Below are 25,168 nucleotides of genomic sequence, written 5' to 3' on the forward strand. Positions count from 1 at the left end.
GCGAGGGCCAATAGGAATGGCCAGCTCGAAGACCTTGAAGTCGAGCCGTGAGCGCAGCTCGTTGGGTCTGGGTAAGGCTCGGCGCGGGAAGCACGGCTCATGGCTCGAACCGCATGCCCAGGTACATGGCCAGTCCGCCAAGCTGTGTGTCCAGCCAGGGCGTATGCACGGGGGCCCAGGCGCCTCGCGCTTCCGCCAGGGCGCTCCAGCGGCCGAAGCGGTGGGACGCTTGGAGGGCCACGAAGCCCATGCCGGAGACCTTGCTCTCTTTCACCTCTCCCTGGAAGTCGCTGGGTAGGAGGTGGTGGTGGATGGGGACGGGCCCGGCGCCTGCCCGCCCGTGCAGCGAAAAGGCGGCACGGCGGAACAGCTCCGCGCGGACGGAGACGAGCAGCGGCAGGGCGAGGACCTGCGACCGGACCGCGCCCAACGCGCCCACCGCATCGCTGAGCGTGGAGCTTCGGGCGCCGACCTCCAACTCCGCCGCGAGCCGTTGGCGCCACAGCGGCGTGAGGACGGAGACGCCCACGCCGCCCGAGGGGCCGGTGTTGGAGCCGCCCGCGAGGACGCCGCCCGCGAGCAGGAAGAAGGAGCTCCGCCACGAAGCGTCCATTCCGGGAGGGTGCACGGCGACGGGCGTCGACAGCATCGTGACTTCGGCGTCGGCGCGTGACGCGGGGTTATTGTCCCGGCGGCGGACGCTCACTCGGACTCGCTCAGCCCCCGCCACGGGGATGACGCGCATCCGCACCACGTCGTGGGGCGCGGCGCTGCTCGCGTGGGGCGGCGCGAGGTGCGAAGTCGTCCGCGCGTCCTGGGCCACGACGACCGCGCCTTCGACCTCCACGTCCAGGTCGCCGCCGCGCAGGGGCGCCTCGCCCGCCATCAGCAGCCATCCTCCCGCCGAGGGGGGCAGGGGGCTTGGGGTGAGCACCGCGGCCAGCGGCGAGCCCGGCGGCGGATCCAGCGGCGCCGTCGCATCGGTGCGGAGCGTGCCTCGCGTGGCCAGCACGCGCGCCTTCCGGACGCCGGGAGGCACCTCCACCGGGACACGGGCCCGTCCCCGGCCATCGGCCTTCACGGGGCCGAAGCGCCGGTCCGCGACCTCCACCTCGACGTTCGCGCCCGCCGCCGTGGCGACATCCAGCTCCGTGAGGCCCACCAGGGGCAACCGGACCACCGTCACCTGGGGCGGCGAATCGGGACGCGGCGCAGCGGCCCAGAAGAGCAGCACGGCCACCAGCGGATAGCGCACCGAAGGGGGCCGCCACTGGAAGAGACGGACGGTGCCCCCCTCCACGCGGTCCGCCACGAAGGCGCCGGTGGAGGCCGCGGCGTGAAGGGGGCCCGTGCCGGCGGGGACCTGGAGCTTCAGCTCCACCAGCGTGTCGGCGCCGAGCACGATGCGCTCGGGCGACCAGGACACCCCGGAATCATTCGGAACAGGCGCGGCCGTCCCCGCCACGGGCGTGGCGAGGACCATCAAGAGGAGGGGCAGCGCGCGCAGTCTCATCGTCCGGCCCCTCCTCTGGATTCATCCGGGTGTGCGTCAATCCTCCGACGCGGGAGGCGGCTCCACGGCCTCTTCAGCCGCCGGCTCGGTGGTGTCTCCGACGGGCTGGGGCTTGTCCGCGGGCCCGGTGGCCTGGCGGACCGGCGGGCTGAAGGCCGGCTTCTCGGCCGGCGCGCCGCCGCGGCCGTGCACCAGCGTCTTGGTGTCGCCGCGGAAGGTGATGTCCACCTTGTCGCCGCGAACGGCCGACACGTAGCCCGTTCCAAAGGTGGGATGCTGGATGACCTGATCCATCCGGTACGTGTCCTTCGGGCTGTAGCGGGGCGCGTTGGCCACGTCCTTGCCCGCGAGCTGCTCCTCGAAGGAGATGATGATCTTCTCCGCCTTGGACGCCGCGCTCGAGCCGCTGGACGTGCGCGTGGCGCGGGTGGTGCTGCTGCTGGAAGAGGGGCGATCCGTCGCGCCCGGAGCCCCGCGGTAGGCGTGGTCTCCACCGCAGGTGTTGCAGCGCACCCGGGCAATCTTCGTTCCCACCATCGCCAGGATGGTGTGCGCCAGGGTGAGCTTGCAGCGGGTACAGAGCGCATCCACCTCGCCGCCGACCTTATGAGTTGCCATGTTCGTTCGTCTTTATCTCGGCCCGGCAGGGGACGCCGCCGGGCATGGGAGGAAAGGGGCGCGGAACATAACGGCATCGCTTCCAAGGGAGGAAGTGTCTTCGTCGCCTGCCTCCCCGGGCCTTGTGCCGACCTCCGGGCCGCCATAAGAGTAGCCCCGAACGAATGACCACGCAGACCCCCAGCAAGCCGGCACGCGAGCCCGGGCTCATCACCCAGGCCATCACGGGCTTCGGCCAGGGCCTCATCGACGTCGTCAGCACCCTGGGCGGCATCATCACCATGGGGCTGGCCGTCTTCCGCTGGAGCGTGCGGCGCCCCTACCGGCTGGCGAACCTCTTCGGCCAGCTCGACTTCGTGGGCGTGGGGTCCATCTTCATCGTGTCGCTCACCGGCACCTTCACCGGCATGGTGTTCGCACTCCAGACGTCCACCGCCTTCCAGCTCTTCGACGCGGAGAGCCTGGTGGGCCCCACGGTGGCGCTGACGCTCACCCGCGAGCTGGCGGCGGTGTTCTCCGCGCTGATGGTGACCATGCGCGCCGGCTCCGCCATGTGCACCGAGCTGGGCACCATGCGCGTCACCGAGCAGGTGGACGCCCTGGAGACCATGGCCGTCAACCCGGTCCAGTACCTGCTGGTCCCCCGGGTGCTGGCCGGCCTCTTCATGGTGCCGGCGCTCACCATGCTCTTCAACACCACGGGCATGGGCGGCGCCTACGTGGTGGCCGTGGGCGGCCTGGGCATCTCCCCCGGCACCTTCCTCTCCCGCACCCAGCAGTGGTTGGCCCCCGAGGACATCTTCCAGGGCCTGCTCAAGGGCGCCGTGTTCGGCCTGGCGGTGTCGCTCATCTGCTGCTTCAAGGGCTTCAACGCCTCGGGCGGCGCCAAGGGCGTGGGGCAGGCCACCACGGAGGCCATGGTGGCCAGCGCCCTGTCCATCTTCATCCTCGACTTCATCCTGGGCGTCCTCTTCTTCTGATGGCGCCCCCGGCCTCCAGCACGCCGATGATCCAGGTCGTGGACCTGCACAAGACCTTCGGCGACCACAAGGTGCTCACCGGCATCAACCTCACCGTGCCGGCCGGCAGCACCTGCGTCATCCTGGGCGGCTCCGGCTCCGGCAAGACGGTGCTGATGAAGCACATGATTGGCCTGCTCAAGCCGGACAGCGGCCAGGTCATCATCGACGGGGAGGACATCGTCCCCATGGGCGTGGAGGCGCTCCAGCGGGTGCGCAACAAGTTCGGCATGGTGTTCCAGGCCGCCGCGCTGTTCGACTCCATGACCGTGTTCGAGAACGTGGCCTTCCCGCTGCGCGAGCACACGAAGGACCCGGAGGACGTCATCCGCCAGAAGGTCCGCGCGCGCCTGGACCTGATGGGGCTGAAGAAGGACGTGGAGGACCGCTTCCCCGCGGACCTGTCCGGCGGCATGCGCAAGCGGGTGGGGCTGGCGCGGGCCATCGTCATGGACCCGAAGGTGGTGCTCTATGATGAGCCCACCACCGGCCTGGACCCCATCACCACGGACTCCGTGGACGAGATGATCCTCGCCGCGCAGAAGGAGCTGGGCGTCACCAGCGTGGTCATCAGCCACGACATCTCCTCCGCCTTCAACGTGGCGGACCAGATCGCCTTCCTCTCCAAGGGCGTCATCGTGGCCAGCGGCTCGCCGGAGCAGCTCCGGGAGGCGGACCACCCCGCGGTGAAGGTGTTCCTGGAGACCTGGTTCGGGAAGAATTGATCCGGCGTCAGGACGGTGGGGGGAGGGGAGGGCCACAGGAAAATGTGGCACTCCGGATGCAAAACGTTAGAGTCGCGGCGGCCGGTCGCGCTCGGAGTCACATCAGGTGAAGAAGCTCGTCACGCCCTTCCGTGTGGGCCTGCTGGTCATCGCGGCGGGGGCTTTTTTCGTCACCTTCGTCCTGTTCGCTCGCAAAGGCGGTTTGAGCGACAGCGAATCCACGAGGGTGTGGGCCTATTTCCGGGACGCGTCCGGCCTGGCCGTGCGTGGCCGCGTGCAGATCGCCGGCATCCCGGTGGGTGAGATTGACGGCATCTCGCTCGAGGGCACCCGGGCGAAGGTGTGGCTCAAGATTCGCGACGACGTGGACCTGCGCGAGGACGCCGTCGTCACCAAGCGCTCCGAGTCGCTGCTGGGCGACTACCTGCTGGACCTCAACCCCGGCACGGAGGGCGCCCCCAGCCTGGAGACGGGCGGGCAGATCCGGCGCGTCATCGACACGCAGGGCATGGAGGCCGTCTTCGAGTCGCTGTCGCAGATCACCGCCGACATCCAGGAGGTGACGGGCGCGCTGCGCGAGGTCCTCGGCGGCGAGCGCGGCGCGGGCTCGCTCCAGCGCATCGTGGAGAACCTGGTCCGGCTGTCGGACTCCGTGGACGCCACGGTGCGGCGCAACGCGGACCGCCTGGACACCATCGTCGGCAACGTGGAGGCCATCTCCCAGGACGTGCGGGGCATCACCCAGGGGAACCAGGCGGAGATCACCCGCATCATCGACAACATCGAGTTCATCACCCGCGACGTGCGCCAGGTGCTCGGCAGCGTGAAGAACATCGTGGGGACGGGTGAGGGCGACGTGAAGGAGACCGTCGCCAGCCTCAAGGACACGCTCAAGAAGCTGGACGGCGCCCTGGGCAACATCGAGGAGATCACCCGCAAGGTGAAGGAAGGGGAGGGCGCCGCGGGCGTGCTGCTGGCCGACGAGTCCGTGGGCCGCGAGCTGCGTGAGACGGTGCAGGACGTGTCCCGCTTCGCCTCGCGCCTGACGGACCTCCAGGCGGAGATCGGCATCCAGAGCACGTACCTGGCCGCGCAGGGCAACTCGAAGAACACCTTCTCCGTGCGGCTCATCCCCAAGCCGGACAAGTTTTACCTGCTGGAGCTGGTGGACGACCCGCGCGGCACCGTGACGACCGAGGTGCTGCAGACCAACCCGCCCTCCGAGGGCGACCCGGTGGTGCAGACGCGCAAGGTGACGCGGGAGAGCCTCAAGGTCAGCGCGCAGTTCGCCAAGCGCTGGTACTTCACCACGCTGCGCGTGGGCCTCATCGAGTCCACCGGTGGCGTGGGCGCCGACCTGCACTTCTTCAACGACGCGCTCCGCTTCCAGGTGGACGCGTTCAACTTCGCGGACGATGAGCTGCGTTATCCGCGCCTGCGCGCCAGCCTGCGGGCCCAGCCCATTGACCACCTCTATTTGATCGCGGGCATGGACGACATGCTCAACGCCCAGCAGCGGGACCTGGCGACGCGCCGCCTGGTCGCGGGCCGCGACTTCTTCGTGGGCGGCGGGCTCTTCTTCACGGATGACGACCTGAAGGCCATCCTCACCTTGACAGGCATTCCAGCGCCCTGAACACGCCGCTCGGCGCTTGACGGAAAACAGGAAACGACGTACCCGGCATGGGCACGGGGCCCCGGGGAGCGCCGTGCCTGTCTTCACGGCATCTCCCCCCAGGAAGCTCGCATGTCCCTGCTCGTCGTCGGCTCCGTTGCCCTGGACTCGGTGGAAACCCCCTTCGGCCAGAAGGAGGACATCCTCGGGGGCTCGGCCACCTATTTCTCCACGTCGGCCTCCTTCTTCAGCCCCGCGCGCGTCGTCGCCGTGGTGGGCGAGGACTTCCCCGAAGGGCACCTCAACTTCCTGCGGGGCCGGGGAATCGACCTGGAGGGCCTCACCCGGGAGACGGGCCGCACCTTCCGCTGGAAGGGCCGCTACGGCTACGAGCTGAACGAGGCGCAGACGCTGGACACCCAGCTCAACGTCTTCCAGGCCTTCTCCCCGAAGCTGCCGGAGTCGTACCGCGACACGCCCTACGTCTTCCTGGGCAACATCCACCCGGAGCTGCAGGCGCAGGTGTTGGACCAGGTGAAGGCGCCCAGGCTGGTGGCCGCCGACACCATGAACTTCTGGATCCAGGGCAGCCGGGCGGCGTTGCTCAAGACGCTCTCCCGCGTCAACCTCCTCTTCGTCAACGACTCGGAGGCCCGCCAGCTCGCCGGTGAGCACAACGTGGTGAAGGCCGCGCGCGCCATCATGGGCATGGGCCCGCAGCGCGTGGTCATCAAGCGCGGTGAGTACGGCGCGCTCCTCTTCGAGGCCGAGCACATCTTCGCGTGCCCCGCCTTCCCCCTGGCCGAGGTCTTCGACCCCACCGGCGCGGGCGACACCTTCGCCGGCGGCTTCATGGGCGCCCTGGCCACCTCCAACGGCGTGTTGGACCAGGCGTTGCTGCGCCGCGCCATGGTGATGGGCAGCGTCATGGCCTCCTTCACGGTGGAGAAGTTCAGCCTGGAGCGCCTGCGCGAGGTGACGCGGCCGGAGATCCACGCCCGCTTCGCCGAGTTCCGCAACCTGACCCACTTCGACGACCTGGGCCCCCTGGAGCGCTGAGCCCCGGGACCTCATGCCCTCATGAACTTGACGGTGGAATCAGGCCGTCCGTAGGCTGTGGATTCGGGTGACGCAAGAAGGTTCCGGGTTGAGCGAAAACCGAAAGTCCACACGGATTCCCACGCAGCTTCGATGCTGGTGCGAGGGTGACAACGTCACGCTCTATGCGCGGATCGCGAACTTGAGCGAGGGAGGCCTCTTCCTCCGGACGAGCACGCCCCTGGCCCGGGGCGCCTGCGCGGTGGTGAAGCTGACCCCTGCGGGCCACCCGGACATCCAGGCCCGGGCCACGGTGGTGTGGTTGCGGGAAGCGGAGGATCGAGCGCTTCCGGCGGGGATGGGGTTGCGTTTCGAGTCCCTGGACAGCGATACCCTGGGACGGCTTCGCCAGATGATTTCGCAGCAGCAGCAGAACCAGGTGAAGGCCGGCTGGGCGGGTTGAGCCCACGCCACCGGACCGAGGCCCCGCATGCGCATCGCCGTCATCTCCGACATCCACTCCAACATCGAGGCGCTCACCGAGGTGCTCCGGGCCGCCGAGCACCAGAAGGTGGACCGGTTCGTCTCGCTGGGGGACATCGTCGGTTACGGCGCGTCACCCAACCCCTGCTGTGAGCTGGTCCGCTCGGTGGCGGAGGTGACGCTCCTGGGCAACCACGACGCCGCGGTGGCGGGGCGGATGGACTATTCGTACTACTACGACGCCGCCCGGCACGCGCTGGACTGGTCCGCCAACGTCCTCACCGACGAGAACATGGCCTGGCTGCGGAGCCTCCCGTACACGTACCGGATTGGCGACGTGGGCTTCTGCCATGGGTCGCCCATCGACCCGAAGGCGTACGAGTACATCTTCGCGCTGGAGCAGGCCCGGGAGCTGACGCCCTACGTGGCGGAGCTGCCGGAGGTGACCTTCATCGGCCACAGCCACCTGTGCCGCGCCTTCGCCATTGGCAATGGCGAGGTGAACGACGTGGTGGCGCAGAAGTTCGGCATCCGCCGGGGCTACAAGTACATCATCTCCGTGGGCAGCGTGGGCCAGCCGCGCGACTACGACAACCGGGCCTGCTTCGTCATCTGCGACACGGACGCGCGCACGGTGGAGTACATCCGCGTCGAGTACGACATCGAGACGTCGGCGCAGAAGATCTTCGACGCGGACCTGGCGCTCAACTTCGGCAAGCGCCTGTTCCTGGGCGTTTGAGGCGGCTTCCGGGGCACAAAAGGCGGACAGGCGCGGGGAAATGACATAAACCCGTGGCGTGCGCACCCCGGTCCTTCGAGCGTCCCTCAGGCCCCTTGTGGGCGTCCTCTCCGCCGTGCTGCTGACGCTGGCGCCCACCGCCTGCCGCCGGGAGCCGCCCGCGCCCTCCGCCGAGTACGAGGAGGCCGCTCGCCGCTTCCGCGAGCTGTACGCGCAGAAGCTGGATGACGCCTTCCTGGACCCGCGGGTGGGTGAAATCGAGGCGCAGCTCCAGCGCGTCCCGGCGGACAGCCTGGACGCGGAGGGCGCGCGCGAGCTGCTCCAGCGCATCAAGGACGGACGCCAGCGGATGGCGGCCGCCGCGAACGAGCGGGAGGCGGCCGTGGCCAGCGCGCGGGAGCTGCCGCCGGGCTTCGCGACGGCGCCCAGCACGGAGGCGCCGCCGCCTCCGCCCGTGGCCGAGGAGGCTCCGGACGCCGGGGCACCGGACGCGGGGGAGGGCGCTGGCCCGCGGGCCGGGACGGCCGCTTCCGAGCTGGTGGCGGGCTTCCGAGGGTGCTTCCAGCGGGGCACCCCCATCGACGTGCAGGGGCGGGGCATGCGGGAGACCTGGCAGCTCGCCGACCGCACCGCCTGCCGCCTGGAGTACCCCCAGCATCAGGACACCTTCCTCCTCATCGAAGAGGGCAAGGTCCTCACGTTGTTACCCAAGAGCGCCGTGCAGACCGTCCCCGTCACTCCCGACGGCGGTCCGGCGCCCGCGACCGACGCCGGTCGTTAGAAGAACCGAATCGCCGCTATGAACGACCAGACTTTCATGAAGTTGATGCAGGTGTTGCCCAAGTCCGCGCTCTCCACCGTGGTGGGGATGGCCACGCGCCTGCCCGTGCCCGCGCCGGTGCACCAGGCCGCGATGCGCGCCTTCGCCAAGGCCTACGACGTGGACATGGAGGAGGCCGAGCACTCCTTCGACCACTACCCGACCTTCGCCCAGTTCTTCACCCGTGGCCTCAAGCCCGGCCTGCGTCCGGTGGACGCGGGCGAGAAGGTGGTGGTGTCCCCGGTGGACGGCCGCGTGTCCCAGGTGGGCTACTCCGACCAGGGCCGCTGCCTGCAGGCCAAGGGCATCGAGTACACGGTGGACGAGCTGCTGAGGGACGCCGAGGCGGCCAGGCCCTTCCACGGTGGCGCCTGGACGACCATCTACCTGTCGCCGCGTGACTACCACCGCATCCACGCGCCGCTGGGCGGGACGATTACGGGCTACGCGTACATCCCCGGTGAGTTCTGGCCGGTGAACCCCGCGTCGGTGAAGAACAAGCAGGCCCTGTTCTGCGTCAACGAGCGGCTGGTGACATACCTGGACACCGTGGCGGGCAAGTGCGCCGTGGTGAAGGTGGGCGCCACCTGCGTGTCGCGCATCAAGGCGGCCTATGACGAGGTGACGACGCACACCGGGCAGCCCGGCAAGGTGCACCGCTACGACGCGGCCAAAACGGTGGAGAAGGGCGGCGAGCTGGGCCGCTTCGAGATGGGCTCCACCGTCATCCTGCTGTTCGAGCCCAAGCGGGTCATCTGGGATGACAGCCTCCAGGAAGAGGCCGTGGTGCGGCTGGGCAAGCGAATCGGAGTCATCGCGTGAGCCAGAAGGTCGCGGGCGTCAAGGGCATGAATGATCTCCTCCCGGGGGAGATCGAGATCTGGCAGCACGTGGAGGGCGTGACGCGCGAGCTGTTCGGCCGCTTCGGCTACGGCGAGGTCCGCACGCCCATGGTGGAGAACACCGCGCTGTTCGTGCGCAGCGTGGGCGAGGAGACGGACATCGTCGGGAAGGAGATGTACACCTTCAACGACAAGGCGGACCGCAGCCTGTCCCTGCGCCCGGAGGGCACCGCGCCCGCCGCGCGCGCGTACATCGAGCACTCCATCGCCACCCAGGAGCCGCTCACCCGCTGGTTCTACATGGGGCCCATGTTCCGCTACGAGCGGATGCAGACGGGCCGCTACCGCCAGTTCTATCAAATCGGCGCGGAGGCCTACGGCGCGAAGGAGGCCGCCCAGGACGTCGAGATGATGGACATGGTGGTGCAGTTCCTGGAGCGGCTGGGGCTCAAGGACATCACCCTGAACGTCAACTCGCTGGGAGACGAGGCCTGCCGGCCCGAGTACCACGCGAAGCTGGTGGCCTACCTCCAGGCCCACCGCGAGGAGCTGTGCGGGGACTGCCAGAAGCGCATGGAGAACAACCCCCTGCGCGTCCTGGACTGCAAGAACGAGAAGTGCCAGGGCATCGCCGCGGCGGGCCCCAACGTCCTGGAGACCCTGTGCGAGCCCTGCCGCGCGCACTTCGACGACGTGCAGCGGAAGCTGACGGCGCTGGGCATCCGGCACGTGGTGAATCCGCGCATGGTGCGCGGGCTGGACTACTACACGCGCACCGTCTTCGAGTTCATCGCCGCGCACCCCGTCCTGGGCACCGGCAGCACCGTGGGCGGCGGTGGCCGCTACGACAAGCTGGTGAAGAGCCTGGGCGGGCCGGACACGCCCGCGGTGGGCTTCGCCTGTGGGCTGGACCGGCTGGTGCTGCTGCTCAAGGAGAGCGGGCAGCAGTTCGCCGTCCGTCCGGACGTCTTCGTCGCGGTGGCGGATCCGGGCTCGCATGACGCCGGCCTGGGGCTGGCCAGCCGGCTGCGCCGCGAGGGCCTCCGCGTGGAGTTCGACACCCGCGGCGGCAGCCTCAAGAGCCAGATGAAGCGCGCGGACAAGAGCAGCGCGGACTTCACCCTGGTGCTGGGCGAGGCCGAGCGCACCAGCGGCCAGGCGAAGCTGAAGCCCATGGCCGGAGGGGAGCCCATCCCCGTGTCATTGGACGAGGTCGCGCAGACCGTGCGGGCCCGGAAGGCCGCTGCCTCCTAGGGCGATGTGGGGTTGAGAACAGTATTCCGTGCTGTTCTTGCCAAATCTGAGAAACTGAGGCAGGCGTGTAACCCCTGATAAACGCTGGGGTAATGGGGCGGCGGGAACTCGCGGGCGCAGGTCGGGTCGGGTAGACTGGCCTGCGATGCCGCCCAATACTTCCGTCCAGGCTGTGCCTCCGGACCTGCGCTGGATCCCCGTCCAGGGGGACAGCATGTGGCCTTCCTTGCGCTCGGGCGACCACGCGGGGGTGGAGCCGCTGGAGGGAATGCCACGGCCCGGTGACGTCCTGCTGGCCCGCTTCGATCACGCCCTGGTGCTGCACCGGCTGCGGCGGTGGGAGCCCGGCGCGGTGGCGCTGCGCGGGGACAACGCGGCCCACGAGGATCCGCCGCTGCCCGCGTCGCGCGTGCTGGGACGCGTGCGCCGGATCCGCCGCGGGGGTGTGGTCCTGGAGTCGGGCTGGGACGTGGGCCCCCGGTGGCTGGGGCGGCTGCGGGTGGCCGTGAAGTGGCGCCTGGCCGCGCTGCTGGGCCGGCGAGGTGGACGATGAGCCCGCCTTTCGCCGCGGACCATGCGCCGCGCTGGCGCGAGGGCGTCTCCGGGCAGCCCTTCGGGGCGGACTACATCATCCTGGACGCCGAGGGCCGCACCCTGCGCGGGCTCAACGGGACGGCGATTGAAATCTGGAAGTTGTGTGACGGGACGCGCACCGCGCGGGCCCTGGTGGAGCAGGTGGCTCAGCGCCGCGGCTGGGACGTGGAGCAGGTGCTGACGGACACGCTCAAGTTCCTCACGGACCTGGCGCGGCTTGGGCTCATCGACGAGCTCGAGGAGGCACGGTGATGCGGACCCGCATGGCGTTGCTGGCGGCGGCGGTGTTGCTGGCCTCGTGTACGGAGGGCGTGGCGCCGTATGCCCCTGGGAATGGGCCCCCGGCGCAGGGCGAGGAGCCGCTGCCGCCCACGGACGTGCTGCCTCCGCGCGAGGGCTCGGGGGCCACGCCGCCTCCCGCGCCGGTGGACGAACCCGGACCGGAGCCGGAGGTGCCTCCGCCGGCGGTGGGGCCTCGGGGCTCGGCGTCCGTCGTCGGCCTGGGTGCCGGCGACCGGGGGCTTCTGTCGGTGGAGCAGGTGGACGTCGACGTGACGGTGAGCGGCGTGCGCGGCCGGCACCGGGTGTCGGTGGAGTTCGTTCCGCCTTCCGGCCTGCCGTATGAGCGCCGCTCCGCGGAAGTGGAGGCCCGCGTGGACGAGACGCGCACGGTGCGCTTCTCGCTGCCCGTGGCCGGTACCGCCGTGGCGACGTCCGGCATGAGCGGGACGTGGCAGGCCCGGTTCTTTCTTGATGGGGCGCCGCTGACGGCGGCGTCCTTCACCCTGGATCCATGAGGGCTCTTTTCATGCGTCCCTTTTCCGCGCCCCTCGTCGCCGCCGCGCTCCTGGTGCCCTCGCTGGGGTGGGCGCAGTCGCTGTTCCCGACCTCCGTCCTGACCACGCAGCCGCAGGGTGGGGACACCCGCGCGCGGGTGGTGATGGACGAGGCCTCCGAGCTGACCGTCGACGTGCGCAACGACACCTTCAGTTGGTCGCCGTGGTTCCGGCGCATCAACGAGGTGTGGTTCGAGCTGCCCTCGGGCTACATCCCGCTCGCGTCCATCCCGCCGCCGGGGTGGACGGTGGACTACATCGCCAGCGAGCGATGGATCATCTTCTACAACCAGGACCCCTGCAACGGGAGTGGGGACTACGGCCTGGGGCAGAACGACACGGCGCGCTTCATCCTCCGCGTGGTGCCGCCGACGTCGAACAGCGACCAGAACACCGAGCGCTTCGTGTCGGGGCAGACGCAGGCGCGCGACACCTGCATGGGTGGTGACTTCTCCACGTCGGTGACGGGGTCGAGCGCGAGCTGGATCCGCTCCGGCCTCTACACCCAGGTGGACGTGCGGCCCCGGGTGATGGGGGTGGGCGGCGACGTCGATGCCCGGATGGTGGTGGAGAACCGCGCCGGCGCGAACCAGAACAACACGACGATTGAAGGGCCCTCCACGGGCGCGGGCGCCGTCACCTTTCAGGTGGTGGACACCGAGCCTGCGTCGTTCAGGCGCAACATCCGCCGCGGCGAGGCGGGCGTCTATTCCGCGCTGGCGCGGACGGGCTCGGCTGGGACGCTGGTGGCCCAGGTGCGGGGCGTCAGCGGGAACGGGAACACCGTGTCGCCCGTCGTGGACACGCAGATGGTCAACGTGGGCGCGCTGCCCGTGGCCGTGGACGTGGACACCGAGGACGCGTTCAACAACGAGACGGTGCGCGTGCGCCTCACCGTGACGAACCCGTCGTCGACGGACACGTTCCTGGACGTGACGCCGCGCGCGCCCGTGTTCGAGGGCTCGGCGGCCGCGTCGCTGGTGTCGGGGCCCGGGCCCGTGAGCGTTCCCCGGTTGGATCCGGGCGCCTCCGCGCACTTCGTGTGGACGTACCAGGTGTCGGGGTCGCAGTTCGCGGACTACCGGTTCCGGGGGCAGGTGGATGCCACGCGCAACGGCGCGTCGGTGACGTCGAGCCTGGTGGAGTCGAACCGGGGGCGCATCGTGCAGCACCGCGTGCGCACGAACATCAGCGCGGTGGCCGCCAACTCCACGAACCGCTCCATCATCTACACCATCCAGAACCGGGGCCCCATGCCGCTGCATGAGGTGACGCTGCTGCGGCCCGCGCTCAACTACTTCGACATCGCGGGCGCGATGGGGACGCCCACCGGCTGGCGCCTGGCGGCCAACAACACCCGGGGCCTCACCTGGGAGTCCACGAACGCCACCGGCATCCCGGTCAACGGCGAGCGCTCCTTCACGGTGGTGTACTCCGACTTCGGGGCGGGGGCGTCGCTGTCCGGGCCCACCACGTTCCGGCACCGCTTCCACCTCATCGACGACTACGGCGGACCGCAGATTCGCGTCGAAACCCCCGTGACGCTGGTGCAGGGCACCGTGCCCGAGGTGAACCGCCTCACGGCCGTGGCCCGCGACGGCCGCGTGACGCTGACGTGGGACAACCCGACGGTGCACGGGGGCGTGCTGGTGCTCCGCTCGGAGGAGGCGCCGCCGAACCTCGCCCCCACGCAGGGGTTGACCTACGGCGTGGGCGCGGCCCTGGGCAATGCCCAGGTGGTGTACGCGGACGACGTTGGCGCCACCACGACGTTCACCGACACGGCCGTCTCCAACGGCACCACGTACTACTACCGCGTCTTCAATTCGGATGACGTGCGTTGGTACTCGCCGGGCAACCAGCCCACGTCGGAGGGCCTGGTGGCCACGCCCCAGGCCCGCCTGGCCGGGGCGCCGCTGTGGTGCTACTCCGTGGGCCTGAGCGCCCTGCAGCAGCCCATCACCGAGCTGGGCACGGGCATCTTCAGCGCCTACAACGACTCCGTCGTCGCCAACCTCACCCAGGTCACCAACCCCGCGCAGGACGGCGCCGAGCGCTGGCGGCCGCGCCCCCTGTCGGGCCTCATCGGCAGCCGCTTCCCGGTGGTGCCGCTGCACGGCCTGTCCGGGCAGTACATCCTCGTGGGTGACCAGGGTGGGGTGGCCAGCGCGCTCCACGCCGCCACCGGCCAGGTGCTGTGGCGCTGGGACAACGGCGGCCAGCCCATTGGCACCATCCAGTCGTTCCCCGTCACGCAGCTCTACGACTACGCGAACGCGGCGTACCGCGCCGCGCACCCCAACCGGGACCTCGTCTTCTTCGCCACGCGGCTGGCGGACGCGTCGCGCAACCGGGTGGTGGCCCTGAATGCCGCCACCGGCGCGCTGGTGTGGACCTACCAGCCCGGCGACCTGGGCATGGTCGCCGGCGGCATGGTGGTGGACTACACCCAGAACCGGCTCTTCGTGGCGACGCGCGCGCACGCGGGCTCGCCGAACACGCTGCGCGTGCTGGACTCGCTCACGGGCCAGCAGGTGGGCGCGCTCCCGGTGGGCGACGTCGAGCTGAGCCTGGTGCGCAACGCGTACAGCAACCTCATCCTGGTGACGGACAGTGACGGCCTGGTCCACGGCGTTGACGGGGCCACGGCGCAGCTCGCCTGGAGCCTGCCCGTCACCACGCGCCCGGCGCCCAATACGCCCGCCTTCACCAGCTTCGTGCGGCCCCAGGGCACGGGCTTCGTGGCCAGCCTCGCGGCCGGGCAGGTGGCGCTGTACGACGTGAGCGGCCCGGCCCAGTCGCCGCCGGTGCTGCGGTGGAGCACGCCGATTGAGTCTCCCTCCGGGACCTTCTCCTTCAATCGGAATGGGGTGGCGCGCCTCTACGTTGGCAGCTCCGACGGGCAGGTCCATCAGTTGGAGCTGCTGGATGGCACCGACTCCGCCCAGGTCTCGATTGGCGGCGCTCAGCGAATCGGGACGCCCACCATCGACCACACCGTGAGCCGCCTCCACGTGGGCTCGGAAGACGGCCGCATCTGCGCCTTCCCCGTTCCCTTCCAGTGAAGCACGTCCTCTCCTCCTCGCTCGTACGCCCTATGACCTCGGACGACTTCCAGACGACGCCCCCTCCCGACGAGGCCCGTGCCTATGAGGCTCCGGCCATCCTGTGGGAGCAGCCCTTCGTGGCGCTGGCGCAGATCTCCCAGTGCCAAATCCCCGGTGAGTCGGAGTGCATCCCCTGAGCCTCCCGCCGGAGGGCCCCGCGCAGGACGCGGGGCTCTGCCTGTGCATCGCCGGTTGGACAAGCATGGTGGAAGTCGCCGAGGCGGGCCTGCGAGACTCGCTCCGGCGCATGTTCTCCCGGTTCGTGGTGTCCCATCCTGTTGAGGGCGGCGAGGTGGCCCGGCTCGTGGCCGTGGGCCCCGCCGTGGTCCGCCCCGCTCCGGACATCCGTGCGCTGCCCCGAATCCTGCGTGCCCCGGACGGCTCGCTGAGCCTGGCGGGCGAGGACTACGACGCGACGCTGTCCGCCGACGGCCTCCAGGCCCGCGTGGAGGGGCGGGGGCGCTTCCCCGTGGAGACGGTGCTGAAGGTCATGCTCGCCCGGGCGCTGGCCCGGCGCGGGGGCCTGCTGGTGCACGGCGTGGCGGTGGCGCACCAGGGCCGGGCCGCGCTCTTCACGGGGCCGTCGGGCGCGGGGAAGAGCACGCTCGGGGCCTTGTGGGCCCAGGCGGGCGGCGAGGTGCTGTCCGATGAGCTGGTCGCCGTGTGGCCGGCGCCGGGCGGTGGCTGGCGCGCGGCGGGGACGCCGTGGAACGTGGGGCTCGCGGCCGAGGCCCGCTTGAGCGCCGTGGGCACGCTGGCGTGGGAGGGCGTGTCCCGGTGGGAGGCCCAGGCCGCGGGGGAGGTGGGGCGGATGCTGCTGCTCAATGCCTTGTTGCCCGAGGCGACCCCGGCGGGGCGCGGCGGCCTGCTCGCGGCGGCGGGGCGGGTGCTGTCGGACGTCACTCCGGTGCGGCTGGTGTTCGCGCGGGATGCGTCCGCGGCGGCGGTGATTCAGGGAGCGCTGGCGCATGGGTGAGGGTGGAGCAGGGCGGCCTCCGTTGACGGTGATTGCCGGCCCCACGGCGTCGGGGAAGACGGCGCTGGCCATCGCGCTGGCCCGGCGGGCCGGCGGTGAGATTGTCAGCGCGGACTCGCAGCAGGTGTACCGGCACTTCGACATCGGCACGGCGAAGCCCTCCGCGGAGGAGCTGGCCGCGGTGCCCCATCACCTGGTGTCCGCCGTGGACCCGCTGGAGCCGTTCTCCGCCGTCGAGTACCAGCGGCGCGCCGACGCCGCCATCGCGGACATCTCCGCGCGGGGCCGGCCCGTCTTCGTCGTCGGGGGCACGGGCCTGTACCTGCGCGTGCTGCTCCACGGCGTGCTCGAGGCCCCCGGCGCGCTGCCGGAGCTGCGGGCGGAGCTGGAGTCGCTCGCCGCCAGCGAGGGGCGCGAGGCCGTGCACCGGAAGCTGGCGGAGGTGGACCCGGAGACGGCGGCGAAGCTGCCCCCGCAGGACCTGCTCCGCGTCATCCGCGCGCTGGAGATTCACGCGCAGACGGGCGTGCCCGCCTCGGTGTTCCGGAAGGCCCATGCCTTCGCGCCGGACCGCTATCCCTTCCGGCTCCAGGTGCTGTCACCGCCGCGAGACCTGCTGTACCGGCTCATCAACACGCGCACGCGGGCGCTGTTCGAGCGCGGGCTCGTCGAGGAGACCCGGGCGCTGCTGGAGCGCGGCTACGCGGACGCGGCGCCCATGCGCAGCGTGGGCTACGTGCAGGCGCGCGCCGTCGTCGAAGGCCGGATGACGCGCGACGAGGCCCTCCACGACACCGCGCAGGAGACGCGCCGCTACGCCAAGCGTCAGTTGACGTGGTTCCGCAAGGAGCCGGGCGCCGTCTTCCTGGCCCCTCCGTACGAGGACGCGCTCCGCGGCGCGGACGGCACGCCCTGACGGCTGGGGCAGCCGGGGGGCGGAGCGGGGCCGGCGGTCGTTGTGGCCCGGTCTCCGTGGGCCCATGTTCGGTGATGGATGTGCCGGGGCCCGGCGTGACGCGGGGCCGCCCGGCCTCCGAGGTGCTCACACTTCGGGAGCTGTCGCCATGGCCTTCACCGATGAACGCAGACCGGAAATCCTGACCCCTGAGCCGCATCCGAGGGCGAACTCGGCCGCCTGGGGCGGCCCCTTCGTCATGGGCCTGCTGATGACGTTGTTGGGGATTGTCGCGCTGGGGGCGGCCTTCTTCACCAGCATGGTGACGGCCATCCTCTTCGGCGCGATGCTGGCGGGCGCCGGCGTCGTGGAGGTCATCTCCGCCTTCCGGACGCGCAAGGAGGGCGGCCCGTTCTGGCTGTACCTGCTCAGCGGCATCCTCTCCGTCGTGGTGGGGCTCTTCGTCCTCGTGTACCCGGCGGCGGGCCTGGGCGCGCTGACGCTGCTGCTGGCGGGCTACTTCTTCGCCAGCGGGCTCTTCCACGCCATCACCTCCGTCATGGACCGCTATCCCCGGTGGGGCTGGGACTTCTTCTACGGCGCGGTGTCCATCGTCCTGGGCATCCTCGTGATGCGGCAGTGGCCCATCTCCGCCGTCTGGCTGGTGGGGACCCTGGTGGGGATCGGCATCTTCTTCCGGGGCGTGGCGCTGATGGCGGGCGCGTTCGCCGTGCGCAAGGTGCTCCGCACGGGCGGTCCGACGACGCCGGCCACCGTCGCGCGCTGACGGGCGGGCGGCCGAGGCCCCCCTCGCGCCCCTCCAGGGTGGACACATCTGATGTGTCCCCTTGGATTGGCCCTTGCCATGCCCCGCGCTGGCGCGGCAGCGTACGCGGCCGGCGAACATGATCGACTACGACCCGCACCGTTGGTGGAGCTACTTCCATTACCTCCGCGGCTCCATGGTCCGCGAAATCGTGGCCCGGGTCCTCGTCTGCGTGTTGTGGGCCGTGGGCGTCACCGCGGCCCACCACTACCTGAAGCCCCTGGACGTCCCGCCCACGGTGCACACGCTGGCGGGCATCTCCCTCAGCTTGCTGCTCGTCTTCCGGACCAACGCCTCCTACGACCGCTTCTGGGAGGGCCGGAAGCTGTGGGGCGGCATCGTGAACGAGACGCGAAACCTGGCCCGCGCCTCGGGCGTCTTCCTGCGCCAGGACGCCGCGCTCTACGGCACGCTGCTGCGGTGGATCAGCACGTTCCCCTACGCGGCCACGGCGTCGCTGCGCGGGGAGCGGGACCTGGGCCCCGTCGCCAGCGAGCTCTCGCGCGACGAGGCGGACGCGGTGCTGGGCAGCCAGCACGTCCCGCTGGCCGTCTCCCAGAAGATGTCCGCGCTGCTCGATGAGGGCCGGCGCCGGGGCTACTACCCCGAATACGTGCAGATGCAGCTCGACCAGAACGTCCAATTGCTCATCGACTACATCGGCGGCTGCGAGCGCATCCACAAGACGCCCATCCCGTTCGCGTACATGATGCACCTGCGGCGGGCGCTCCTCGTCTACTGCTACACGCTGCCGTTCGCGCTGGTGGCCTCGTTCGGATGGCTGACGGTGCTGGCCACGTTCATCGTCGCCTACATCTTCTTCGGCATCGAGGAGATTGGCGTGGAGATCGAAGACCCCTTCGGCCACGACGACAACGACCTGCCGCTGGAGCGCATCTGTGAGACGATCCGCGCCAACCTCAAGGCGCTGACGCCCGGGAGCGCCGAGGCGATCCACGCCCCGGTCTCCGCGGTGGCCATTCCCGGCGGCGGTCAGGACGCGTAGCGGTCCGTGGCGTGCTCGCGCGGGGCCTCCTCCGGGAGCGGCGCGGTGGGCGCGTGCTCCAGCTCGGGCAGCAGGGGCGCGCGCCCGGTGAGGATGCGCAGGAGCCGGTCCGGGTCCACGGGCTTGGGCAGGAAGGCCTCCGCCCCTGCGTCCAGGGCCCGCTGCCGCACATGCGGCCGGTTGAGCCCGCTCATCACCAGCACGCGGGTGTGGCGGGTGAGGGGATGCTGCTTCAGGCCCTCGGCCAGCCGCAGGCCGTCCACCCAGTGCAGCACCACGTCCAGCAGGATGGCGGTGGGCGGCCGGCGAGCCACCGCGCAGAAGAGGGCGAGCTCGTCCGCGAAGGACACCACCTTCGCCCCCGTGCTCTCCAGCAGCGCCGTCATGGCCTCGCGCGCGTCGGGGTCGTCATCCACCACGTAGTAGAGGTCCGGCTCCAGCTCCGGCACCACCGAGGGCACCGGCTCCACCGTGGTGCGCAGCCACGAGCCCACCAGCGCCTTCAGGCCCTCCCAGCGCGCGGCGCCCAGGAGCGCGATGGGCGTGGGGCCACTCAGGCCCAGCACGCCGCCGTCGAAGCTGCCGCTCAGCGTCCGCCGGCCCTTCGCCTTGATGAAGGCCTCCGGCGCCCGAGCGCCCGCGCGGCGCAGCCAGGTGAGCGTCCGGGCTCCCGCCGCCGAGTCCTCCAGCAGCTCGCCCAGGCCCTCACGCACGTAGCGGCGCTCCAGCGTGCTCGCGTCCAGGCCGCCGTCCAGCAGCGCCACCGCGGCGCGGCTGCACGAGGCCAGCGTCTCCGACAGGCCCACCTGGAGCGGGTGGCCGAAGGCCGCGGGCCCCACCGCGAGCTGCCCGGGGGCCACCAGCGTCCGGCCCGGTCCGTAGGGCAGGCGCGTGGTCTCCAGCGCCGCCAGCTCGAAGCCTTCCTCCACCAGCCCGTCGCGGGCGGCCATCATCAGCACCTGGCACAGGTCCGCGGGCGTCACGGCGGGCCCGAAGGCCAGCGCGTACACCGAGCTGGCGCCCGGCAGCAGGAAGAGGGCGTCCACCGTCGGAAGGGGCGCGATCCAGAGCCGGGCCACCGGGGCCAGCTCCAGCCGGGGCGCGGCGTGGCGCAGGCGGGCCTGCACCGCCGGGACGGTGGGGGCGGGGCGGAAGCCCTTGAAGAAGGCGTCGCCCATCATCGGTCCCGCCCCGGCCGCCAGCGCCACCGCGTGGAAGCGATCACCGCTGCCCTGGGCGCGCACCACCAGCGAGCCCGCGCCCCGCACGGAGGCGGGCGCGTCCGGCGCGGGGGCCTGCCGCTCCACGCGCTCGACGTGGCGGGGCAGGAAGCGGGCCCCCTGGGCGCTGGCCGCGGTGGCGAGCACGTCCCGCACCTGCTCCAGGCCGCCCAGGCCCTGGGGCCAGCCGTCCACCACCCAGAGGCCTCCGGGCGTGGAGGACAGCAGCTCGCGCCGGCCCTCGGCGATGACTTCAATCCCGCGCAGCTCGTGGGTGCGCCATTCGGGGGGGATGCGGCAGCCCAGCGCGGCCAGGCGGGAGCGGCACTCCGGCGTCAGCACCGCGGGCGGGGCCGTGCGGTCCGACATTCCTCCGGAGTACACGCGCACGTCCAGCGCCAGCCCGCGTGCCCTCCCGTTGAAAAGGAGCGAGGCGGCAAGCCCCGCTCCGGCAATGCCGCCCCCCACCACCGCCACCCTCGAGCCTGTCGCCAGTCTGTTCGCCAGCATCATCCGCGCCCTCGTTGCTGCCCCGCCGTTGCCTGCCCCACCGCGCCCCGTTCAGTGCCGCTGCGCCGGAGGCGAACTCGCGGGCCTGCCGAAGACGACGACCCGGTCCCGCCCCTCGCGCTTCGCCTCGTAGAGGGCCGCGTCCGCCGCCTTCATCAGCGACTCCGTGTCCTCGCGAGGCCCTTCGAAGGTATGGTCGGCGATGCCCACGCTCACGCTCAGTCCGAAGGGGGCGGGGCGGCCGTCGCTCTTCTGCACGCCGACGGCGCGCAGCCCGCTGCGGATGCGCTCGGCGAAGACGGCTGCCTCCATCGCCGTCTGGTGCGGCAGCAGCGCGACGAACTCGTCGCCGCCGAAGCGGGCCGCGAAGTCGGACTCGCGCAGCTCGTTCTTCAGTTGGGCGGCCAGCGCGAGGATGGCCCGGTTGCCCACGTCATGGCCCATGCCGTCGTTGATGGCCTTGAGGTGGTCCAGGTCGATGATGACGACGCTCAGCGGGTACTGGTAGCGCTGGGCCCGGCGGAACTCCTCGTCCATCCGGATGGTCAGCGCCCGGAAGTTGGCCAGCCCCGTGAGGCCGTCCGTCTGCGCCAATACCTGCAGCCGGCGCTGCTGCTCGCTCGTGCGCAGCGCCCGGTCAATGCGCGCCAGCAGCTCCCGCGCGCTGGCCGGCTTGTGGATGAAGTCCACGGCGCCCATCTCCAGGCAGCGCTCCAGGGTGGCCTCGTCCGCGTCGCCCGTGAGGAAGATGACGGGCAGGGCCTCCGTGCGCGGCTCGCGCTGGAGCAGCTCCAGCACCGCGAGCCCGTCCCCGCCGGGAAGGAACCTGTCCAGGAGGATGAGGTCGGGGCGGTGCTCCCGCGCCAGCTCCAGCCCCTCGTCCGAGTCCGGGGCGGCCAGGACGTCGAAGCGCGCGGCGAGCAGGTCCACGAGGCTCTCGCGGACCTGTGCGTCATCCTCGATGATGAGCAGAAGGGACCGCTCCGAGGTCCGGCCGCGCCGTTCCATGCACCACTCCGCTTCACTCGGCTGCTGCGAAATGGCAGGCCGAAAGTCTCGGGTGCCACGCCCTGTCGTGTGCTCCCAACGCCCCTGCGCCCCACGCGCATCCGCCGCCGCCCGGTCCTGCAAGCACACCCCAACGCCCACAACCTTCACCCGAGACCTCCGGCTGCCAAGCCTGTCAGGCTCCGCGAGACGGGGCCTTTCCCCGTATCCGTGAGCACGGTGCGGGAGCAAGCAGCATGCCCTTCGGTGGGGGAGGGCAGTCAGAGTGTTTCCGGGCGGTTGCGCACCCTTCGCGTCACCCTGTTGTACAGGGTCGGAAGACGTTGCAGCGCGCCGAGGGGCGAGGCGGTAGATATTCCCGTGCGAGGGCGGACGCTCGCGGGCCGCGCGACGGGGGGCTAGCGTCGGGTGTTGAACTGCATGCGGCGGCCACCCATGGGCGGCATGACCGGCGGCGGCGCCTCGAGCCCGAACTGCCACCACATGGGCTCGTACGGCTTCATCTTCAGCCGCTTGTCGTTCTGGAGCTGCGCCAGGCTGCCCTTGAGCTTCTCGTCCTTGGGGTTCTCCTCCACGCCCCGGGCGAGCACGCGCAGCGCGCCTTCCTTGTCCTTGTTCTGCAGCAGGCACCAGGCATAGGCCGCCCAGACGATGGACTCCTTCTTGCCGCTCTTGGTGGCGGACTCGAACGCCTTCTTCATGGCGTCGAAGTCCTTGCGCTGGAAGTACAGGGCGCCCTCCATGGCCTTGGCCATGTAGTTGCGGGTGCTGCCCTTGGCGAAGGCGGCCTTGGCGCCCTCGTGGTCCTTCACCATGTACTTCAACATGCCGATCTGCGAGTGCAGCTCCGGACCGACCAGGAACTGCCACTTGTCGTAGACCAGCCCCTGCTCCAGCGTCTTCACGGCCCGGTCCACCCGCGCCTGGGCGTCCTTCTGGCTGGAGGGCTGGGACTGGAGATCCTTCTGGACCACCGTCATCAGGGCCTGGACGCGGCTGGCCACCCTGCGGGCGAGCACGACGTAGGCGCCAACGAGGGCCAGGATTCCGGGGACGAGCCCTGCCCAGATGGAGAAGCCGGCGACCTTCACGAGGAGCGCGACGGCGATTCCCACACCGAGGGAGATGAGAAGGTTGTACATGGGGGGCCCCTCTTAGCGATGTGCGTGGACCACCGCAATCTTCGGATGCACTTGGCATCAACTCGCGGTATACGTCTGCCCGTCGCGACAGCAGGGGGCCCTCTGTCGAAATTGGTAGACGAGGCGGACTCAAAATCCGCTGCGGCTGACCCCGCGTCCCGGTTCGAGTCCGGGGAGGGCCATATCCGAAGGGCAGGACCGGCGAGGTCGTCTTGCGCTGGACGCGCCCGGTCCTGATAAAGGACAGGCTCCAGCAGGTAGGGGCGGCGGAGGTCCCCCGGTAATGAGGGTGTTGCTGGTCGAGGACGACGCGAGCCTTCGGGAAGGCATGGGCGAGCTCATCTCCGAGCTGGCGGAGGTCCATGCGGTCAGCACCGGAGAGGATGCCGTCGCCGCGCTCCAGGCGGAGCGTTTCGTCCTGGTCATCACCGACCTGCGCATCTCGGGCGGTGAGCAGGGAGGCCGCACCGTCGTGGAGGCGGCGCGCCAGCGTCAGCAGCCGGTGGCGGTGGTCAGCGCGGCGACGCCGGAGGAGGTCACCCAGGCCGTCCTGCCCCACGTGGCGGACGCCATCCTCCTCAAGCCCTTCCAGATCGACGACATCGTCGCGCTGGTCGAGCGCTTCATCGCGCTGCGTCAGGACGTGGAGCGTCTGGCCACCCAGGGGGGCCGCCCGCCCGCGAGCGCCTGGTCGTCTCAAGGCACCCATGTGCGGCTCGCGCGCGAGCCCGAGCCGCCCACGGTGTGGGTGTCCTTGACGGCCGGGGCGGACGTTGACTGGACGTTCCACCCCACGTCCGAGGGCGCGGGCGTCCAGGTGGTCGGAGGCTCCCTGCAGGTGGAGGGCGTGACGTACGCCGCGCCCGAGTCGCTCTTCCTGGGGGCGGGGCAGCGGCCTCGGGTGCGCAGCCCGGAAGGCTGTCTGGCGGTGGTCGTGGGACTGAAAGGGCAGGGCTGAAGCACGTGGATTCCGTCTGGCCGGTAACGCCCGTGGACCCGGAGCGCCTGGGCCGTCCGTCCCGGCGTGGCGCGACGGCGGCGCTGGAGGCGCACATCGCCGTGCTTCGCGGCGAGCCGCTGAAGGCCGCGCTCGCCAATTCCCTGCGTGAGGCCAATGGCCTGGGGGGGGCAGGAGCGCCGCTTCGCCGCCATGGCGGTGCGCGAGCTGTCCCGGCACCAGCGGCTGCTGGACCTGGCGGCCCGGCTGCTGGGGCACACCATGGGGAAGGTGGGGCTGACGGAGGACCAGGCGCTGGTCCGTTACGCCCTCTGGCGCCGCATCTTCTGTGGTGAGGGGTGGACCCGCATCGGCCCCGAGGTGCGGCTGCCGGGCCCGGTGCGGCCGCGCACCATCAAGGACGATCTGCTCCAGGGCGTCGTGGAGGCGCCCCTGCCGGAAGCGCCGCTGCCGGAGTCCACGGCCGAGCGGCTGGCCATCCGCTACTCCTTCCCCAACTGGCTGGTGCAGCGGCTGGCGCAGGCGTACCCGGAGGCGCGGTTGGAGGGGCTGCTGGCGTCGCTCGACGAGGAGCCGTCGCTTCACTTCCGCGCGCGGCCCCCGGGGACGCGGGACGCGGTGCTCGCGGCGCTGAGGGAGGAGGGCGTCAACGCGGAGCCGGTGCTCGCGGCGCCGGACGCGGTGCGGGTGACGGACTCCAGCCACCGCGTCTTCGAGACGCGGGTGATGAAGTCCGGCCGGCTCCAGGTGCAGGACGTGGGCAGCCAGCTCATCTCCGAGATGTGCCGTCCCAAGGGGGGCTCGCTGGAGGGCTTCACCGTCGCGGACGTGTGCGCGGGCGCGGGCGGCAAGACGCTGGCGCTGGCGGACTTCGTCGGGCCCCGGGGCAAGGTGCTGGCGGGAGACCGTTCCCGGCGCCGGCTGGCCGAGGCGCGTGAGCGCGTGCGCCACTTCTCGCTCCGGCAGGTCGCCTTCCCGCATCCGCTCCCGCTGTCCGACGCGGACGTCCTCCTGATTGACGCGCCATGCAGCGGCACGGGCTCCCTGGCGCGCGAGCCGGATCAGAAGTGGAAGCTGACGGCGCAGGAAATCACCAGGTACCAGGCCACGCAGTCCGAGCTGCTGGAAGAGGTCTCACGCCAGGCGAAGCCGGGCGCACTCATCGTCTATGCGACCTGCTCGGTGATGCCCGAGGAGGACGAGGCGGTGGTGGAGGCCTTCCTGGCGAAGCACCCGGACTTCACGCTGGAGCCGGTGGAGGACGTCCTCGGCGCGGAGCGGGCGGCGCTCGCCGCGCAGGGCCCCTATCTGAAGGCGTTGCCTCCCAAGGTGCCCGGGGGAGGCTTCTTCGCGGCGCGGCTGCGGAGGACCGGGGCGGGGCCGGGTTGACAGGCTCTGAAAGCACACGCTACGCAATCGTTGAT

The 25,168-nt window shown here is 71.0% G+C and carries 25 protein-coding genes and 1 tRNA gene; 21 read left to right on the forward strand and 5 right to left on the reverse strand.

Annotation, left to right across the window (positions count from 1 at the left end; translation table 11 throughout):
• Nucleotides 1–97: 97 nt before the first annotated feature.
• Together MYMAC_RS18465 and MYMAC_RS18470 are read right to left on the reverse strand one after the other, a co-directional pair.
• On the reverse strand, nucleotides 98–1,513 hold the full coding sequence (locus tag MYMAC_RS18465; protein WP_095959026.1) for a hypothetical protein: 1,416 nt from the start codon (nucleotides 1,511–1,513) through the stop codon (nucleotides 98–100).
• Nucleotides 1,514–1,549: 36 nt separating this feature from the next.
• Complete coding sequence (locus MYMAC_RS18470) at nucleotides 1,550–2,131, reverse strand: hypothetical protein (protein WP_095959027.1); 582 nt, start codon at nucleotides 2,129–2,131, stop codon at nucleotides 1,550–1,552.
• 164 nt (nucleotides 2,132–2,295) lie between these two features.
• Between MYMAC_RS18470 and MYMAC_RS18475 the strand changes: the two genes are divergently transcribed.
• From MYMAC_RS18475 to MYMAC_RS18555, 18 genes are all read left to right on the forward strand, one after another.
• Nucleotides 2,296–3,111, forward strand: a complete 816-nt coding sequence (locus MYMAC_RS18475; RefSeq protein WP_013940346.1) for an MlaE family ABC transporter permease — start codon at nucleotides 2,296–2,298, stop codon at nucleotides 3,109–3,111.
• 26 nt (nucleotides 3,112–3,137) lie between these two features.
• Nucleotides 3,138–3,875, forward strand: a complete 738-nt coding sequence (locus MYMAC_RS18480) for an ABC transporter ATP-binding protein (protein WP_095961619.1) — start codon at nucleotides 3,138–3,140, stop codon at nucleotides 3,873–3,875.
• A 106-nt stretch (nucleotides 3,876–3,981) separates the two neighbouring features.
• Nucleotides 3,982–5,511, forward strand: coding sequence for an MlaD family protein (locus MYMAC_RS18485; RefSeq protein ID WP_095959028.1), 1,530 nt, complete (start codon nucleotides 3,982–3,984; stop codon nucleotides 5,509–5,511).
• Nucleotides 5,512–5,622: 111 nt separating this feature from the next.
• Nucleotides 5,623–6,549 (forward strand): PfkB family carbohydrate kinase, encoded by a 927-nt coding sequence (locus MYMAC_RS18490; RefSeq protein ID WP_013940349.1) that lies wholly within the window; start codon nucleotides 5,623–5,625, stop codon nucleotides 6,547–6,549.
• A 67-nt stretch (nucleotides 6,550–6,616) separates the two neighbouring features.
• Nucleotides 6,617–6,991, forward strand: coding sequence for a TIGR02266 family protein (locus MYMAC_RS18495; protein ID WP_043711285.1), 375 nt, complete (start codon nucleotides 6,617–6,619; stop codon nucleotides 6,989–6,991).
• A 27-nt stretch (nucleotides 6,992–7,018) separates the two neighbouring features.
• Complete coding sequence (locus MYMAC_RS18500) at nucleotides 7,019–7,750, forward strand: metallophosphoesterase family protein (protein WP_013940351.1); 732 nt, start codon at nucleotides 7,019–7,021, stop codon at nucleotides 7,748–7,750.
• 97 nt (nucleotides 7,751–7,847) lie between these two features.
• On the forward strand, nucleotides 7,848–8,531 hold the full coding sequence (locus MYMAC_RS18505) for a hypothetical protein (protein ID WP_204816782.1): 684 nt from the start codon (nucleotides 7,848–7,850) through the stop codon (nucleotides 8,529–8,531).
• Nucleotides 8,532–8,549: 18 nt separating this feature from the next.
• Entirely contained in the window at nucleotides 8,550–9,392 is an 843-nt protein-coding gene (asd, locus tag MYMAC_RS18510) for an archaetidylserine decarboxylase (protein WP_095959030.1), read from the forward strand.
• 26 nt (nucleotides 9,393–9,418) lie between these two features.
• Nucleotides 9,419–10,666, forward strand: coding sequence for a histidine--tRNA ligase (gene hisS / locus MYMAC_RS18515; protein WP_239989631.1), 1,248 nt, complete (start codon nucleotides 9,419–9,421; stop codon nucleotides 10,664–10,666).
• Between the two features lie 145 nt (nucleotides 10,667–10,811).
• Nucleotides 10,812–11,219 (forward strand): S24 family peptidase, encoded by a 408-nt coding sequence (locus MYMAC_RS18520; RefSeq protein ID WP_275662951.1) that lies wholly within the window; start codon nucleotides 10,812–10,814, stop codon nucleotides 11,217–11,219.
• Nucleotides 11,216–11,512 (forward strand): PqqD family protein, encoded by a 297-nt coding sequence (locus MYMAC_RS18525; protein WP_095959032.1) that lies wholly within the window; start codon nucleotides 11,216–11,218, stop codon nucleotides 11,510–11,512. The genes MYMAC_RS18520 and MYMAC_RS18525 overlap by 4 nt, the downstream gene beginning before the upstream one ends.
• On the forward strand, nucleotides 11,512–12,057 hold the full coding sequence (locus tag MYMAC_RS18530) for a hypothetical protein (RefSeq protein WP_204816784.1): 546 nt from the start codon (nucleotides 11,512–11,514) through the stop codon (nucleotides 12,055–12,057). Before MYMAC_RS18525 ends, MYMAC_RS18530 begins: the two co-directional genes overlap by 1 nt.
• Nucleotides 12,058–12,068: 11 nt before the next feature.
• The gene (locus MYMAC_RS18535) at nucleotides 12,069–15,161 is read left to right on the forward strand and encodes an outer membrane protein assembly factor BamB family protein (RefSeq protein ID WP_095959034.1); all 3,093 of its coding nucleotides are present in this window, start codon (nucleotides 12,069–12,071) and stop codon (nucleotides 15,159–15,161) included.
• A gap of 32 nt (nucleotides 15,162–15,193) precedes the next feature.
• Entirely contained in the window at nucleotides 15,194–15,340 is a 147-nt protein-coding gene (locus MYMAC_RS37230; protein WP_013940359.1) for a hypothetical protein, read from the forward strand.
• A 65-nt stretch (nucleotides 15,341–15,405) separates the two neighbouring features.
• Nucleotides 15,406–16,179, forward strand: coding sequence for a hypothetical protein (locus MYMAC_RS18540; protein WP_239988871.1), 774 nt, complete (start codon nucleotides 15,406–15,408; stop codon nucleotides 16,177–16,179).
• Nucleotides 16,172–17,095 (forward strand): tRNA (adenosine(37)-N6)-dimethylallyltransferase MiaA, encoded by a 924-nt coding sequence (gene miaA, locus MYMAC_RS18545; protein ID WP_095959036.1) that lies wholly within the window; start codon nucleotides 16,172–16,174, stop codon nucleotides 17,093–17,095. The genes MYMAC_RS18540 and miaA overlap by 8 nt, the downstream gene beginning before the upstream one ends.
• A gap of 148 nt (nucleotides 17,096–17,243) precedes the next feature.
• Nucleotides 17,244–17,861 (forward strand): HdeD family acid-resistance protein, encoded by a 618-nt coding sequence (locus tag MYMAC_RS18550; RefSeq protein WP_013940362.1) that lies wholly within the window; start codon nucleotides 17,244–17,246, stop codon nucleotides 17,859–17,861.
• A gap of 118 nt (nucleotides 17,862–17,979) precedes the next feature.
• Nucleotides 17,980–18,906 carry a bestrophin family protein gene (locus MYMAC_RS18555; RefSeq protein ID WP_043711296.1) on the forward strand — a complete coding sequence of 309 codons (927 nt, stop codon included), beginning with the start codon at nucleotides 17,980–17,982 and terminating at the stop codon, nucleotides 18,904–18,906.
• Here MYMAC_RS18555 and MYMAC_RS18560 read toward each other — a convergent pair.
• The 3 genes from MYMAC_RS18560 to MYMAC_RS18570 form a co-directional block, all read right to left on the reverse strand.
• Nucleotides 18,894–20,639 carry a response regulator gene (locus tag MYMAC_RS18560; RefSeq protein WP_095959037.1) on the reverse strand — a complete coding sequence of 582 codons (1,746 nt, stop codon included), beginning with the start codon at nucleotides 20,637–20,639 and terminating at the stop codon, nucleotides 18,894–18,896. The genes MYMAC_RS18555 and MYMAC_RS18560 overlap by 13 nt on opposite strands.
• 48 nt (nucleotides 20,640–20,687) lie before the next feature.
• Nucleotides 20,688–21,644: a diguanylate cyclase gene (locus MYMAC_RS18565; protein WP_095959038.1), complete on the reverse strand. Its 957-nt coding sequence runs from the start codon at nucleotides 21,642–21,644 to the stop codon at nucleotides 20,688–20,690.
• 398 nt (nucleotides 21,645–22,042) lie between these two features.
• A complete protein-coding gene (locus MYMAC_RS18570) occupies nucleotides 22,043–22,786 on the reverse strand; it encodes a tetratricopeptide repeat protein (protein WP_013940366.1) in 744 nt (247 codons plus the stop codon).
• 96 nt (nucleotides 22,787–22,882) lie between these two features.
• Here MYMAC_RS18570 and MYMAC_RS18575 point away from each other — a divergent pair.
• The 3 genes from MYMAC_RS18575 (at nucleotide 22,883) to MYMAC_RS18585 (ending at nucleotide 25,133) form a co-directional block, all read left to right on the forward strand.
• Nucleotides 22,883–22,968 (forward strand) — tRNA-Leu (locus MYMAC_RS18575).
• A gap of 101 nt (nucleotides 22,969–23,069) precedes the next feature.
• The gene (locus MYMAC_RS18580) at nucleotides 23,070–23,744 is read left to right on the forward strand and encodes a response regulator (RefSeq protein ID WP_095959039.1); all 675 of its coding nucleotides are present in this window, start codon (nucleotides 23,070–23,072) and stop codon (nucleotides 23,742–23,744) included.
• 156 nt (nucleotides 23,745–23,900) lie between these two features.
• A complete protein-coding gene (locus MYMAC_RS18585) occupies nucleotides 23,901–25,133 on the forward strand; it encodes an RsmB/NOP family class I SAM-dependent RNA methyltransferase (protein WP_239988872.1) in 1,233 nt (410 codons plus the stop codon).
• The last annotated feature ends 35 nt before the right edge of the window (nucleotides 25,134–25,168 follow it).

Source organism: Corallococcus macrosporus DSM 14697 (genome assembly GCF_002305895.1).
In the GTDB taxonomy this organism is placed as follows: domain Bacteria; phylum Myxococcota; class Myxococcia; order Myxococcales; family Myxococcaceae; genus Myxococcus; species Myxococcus macrosporus.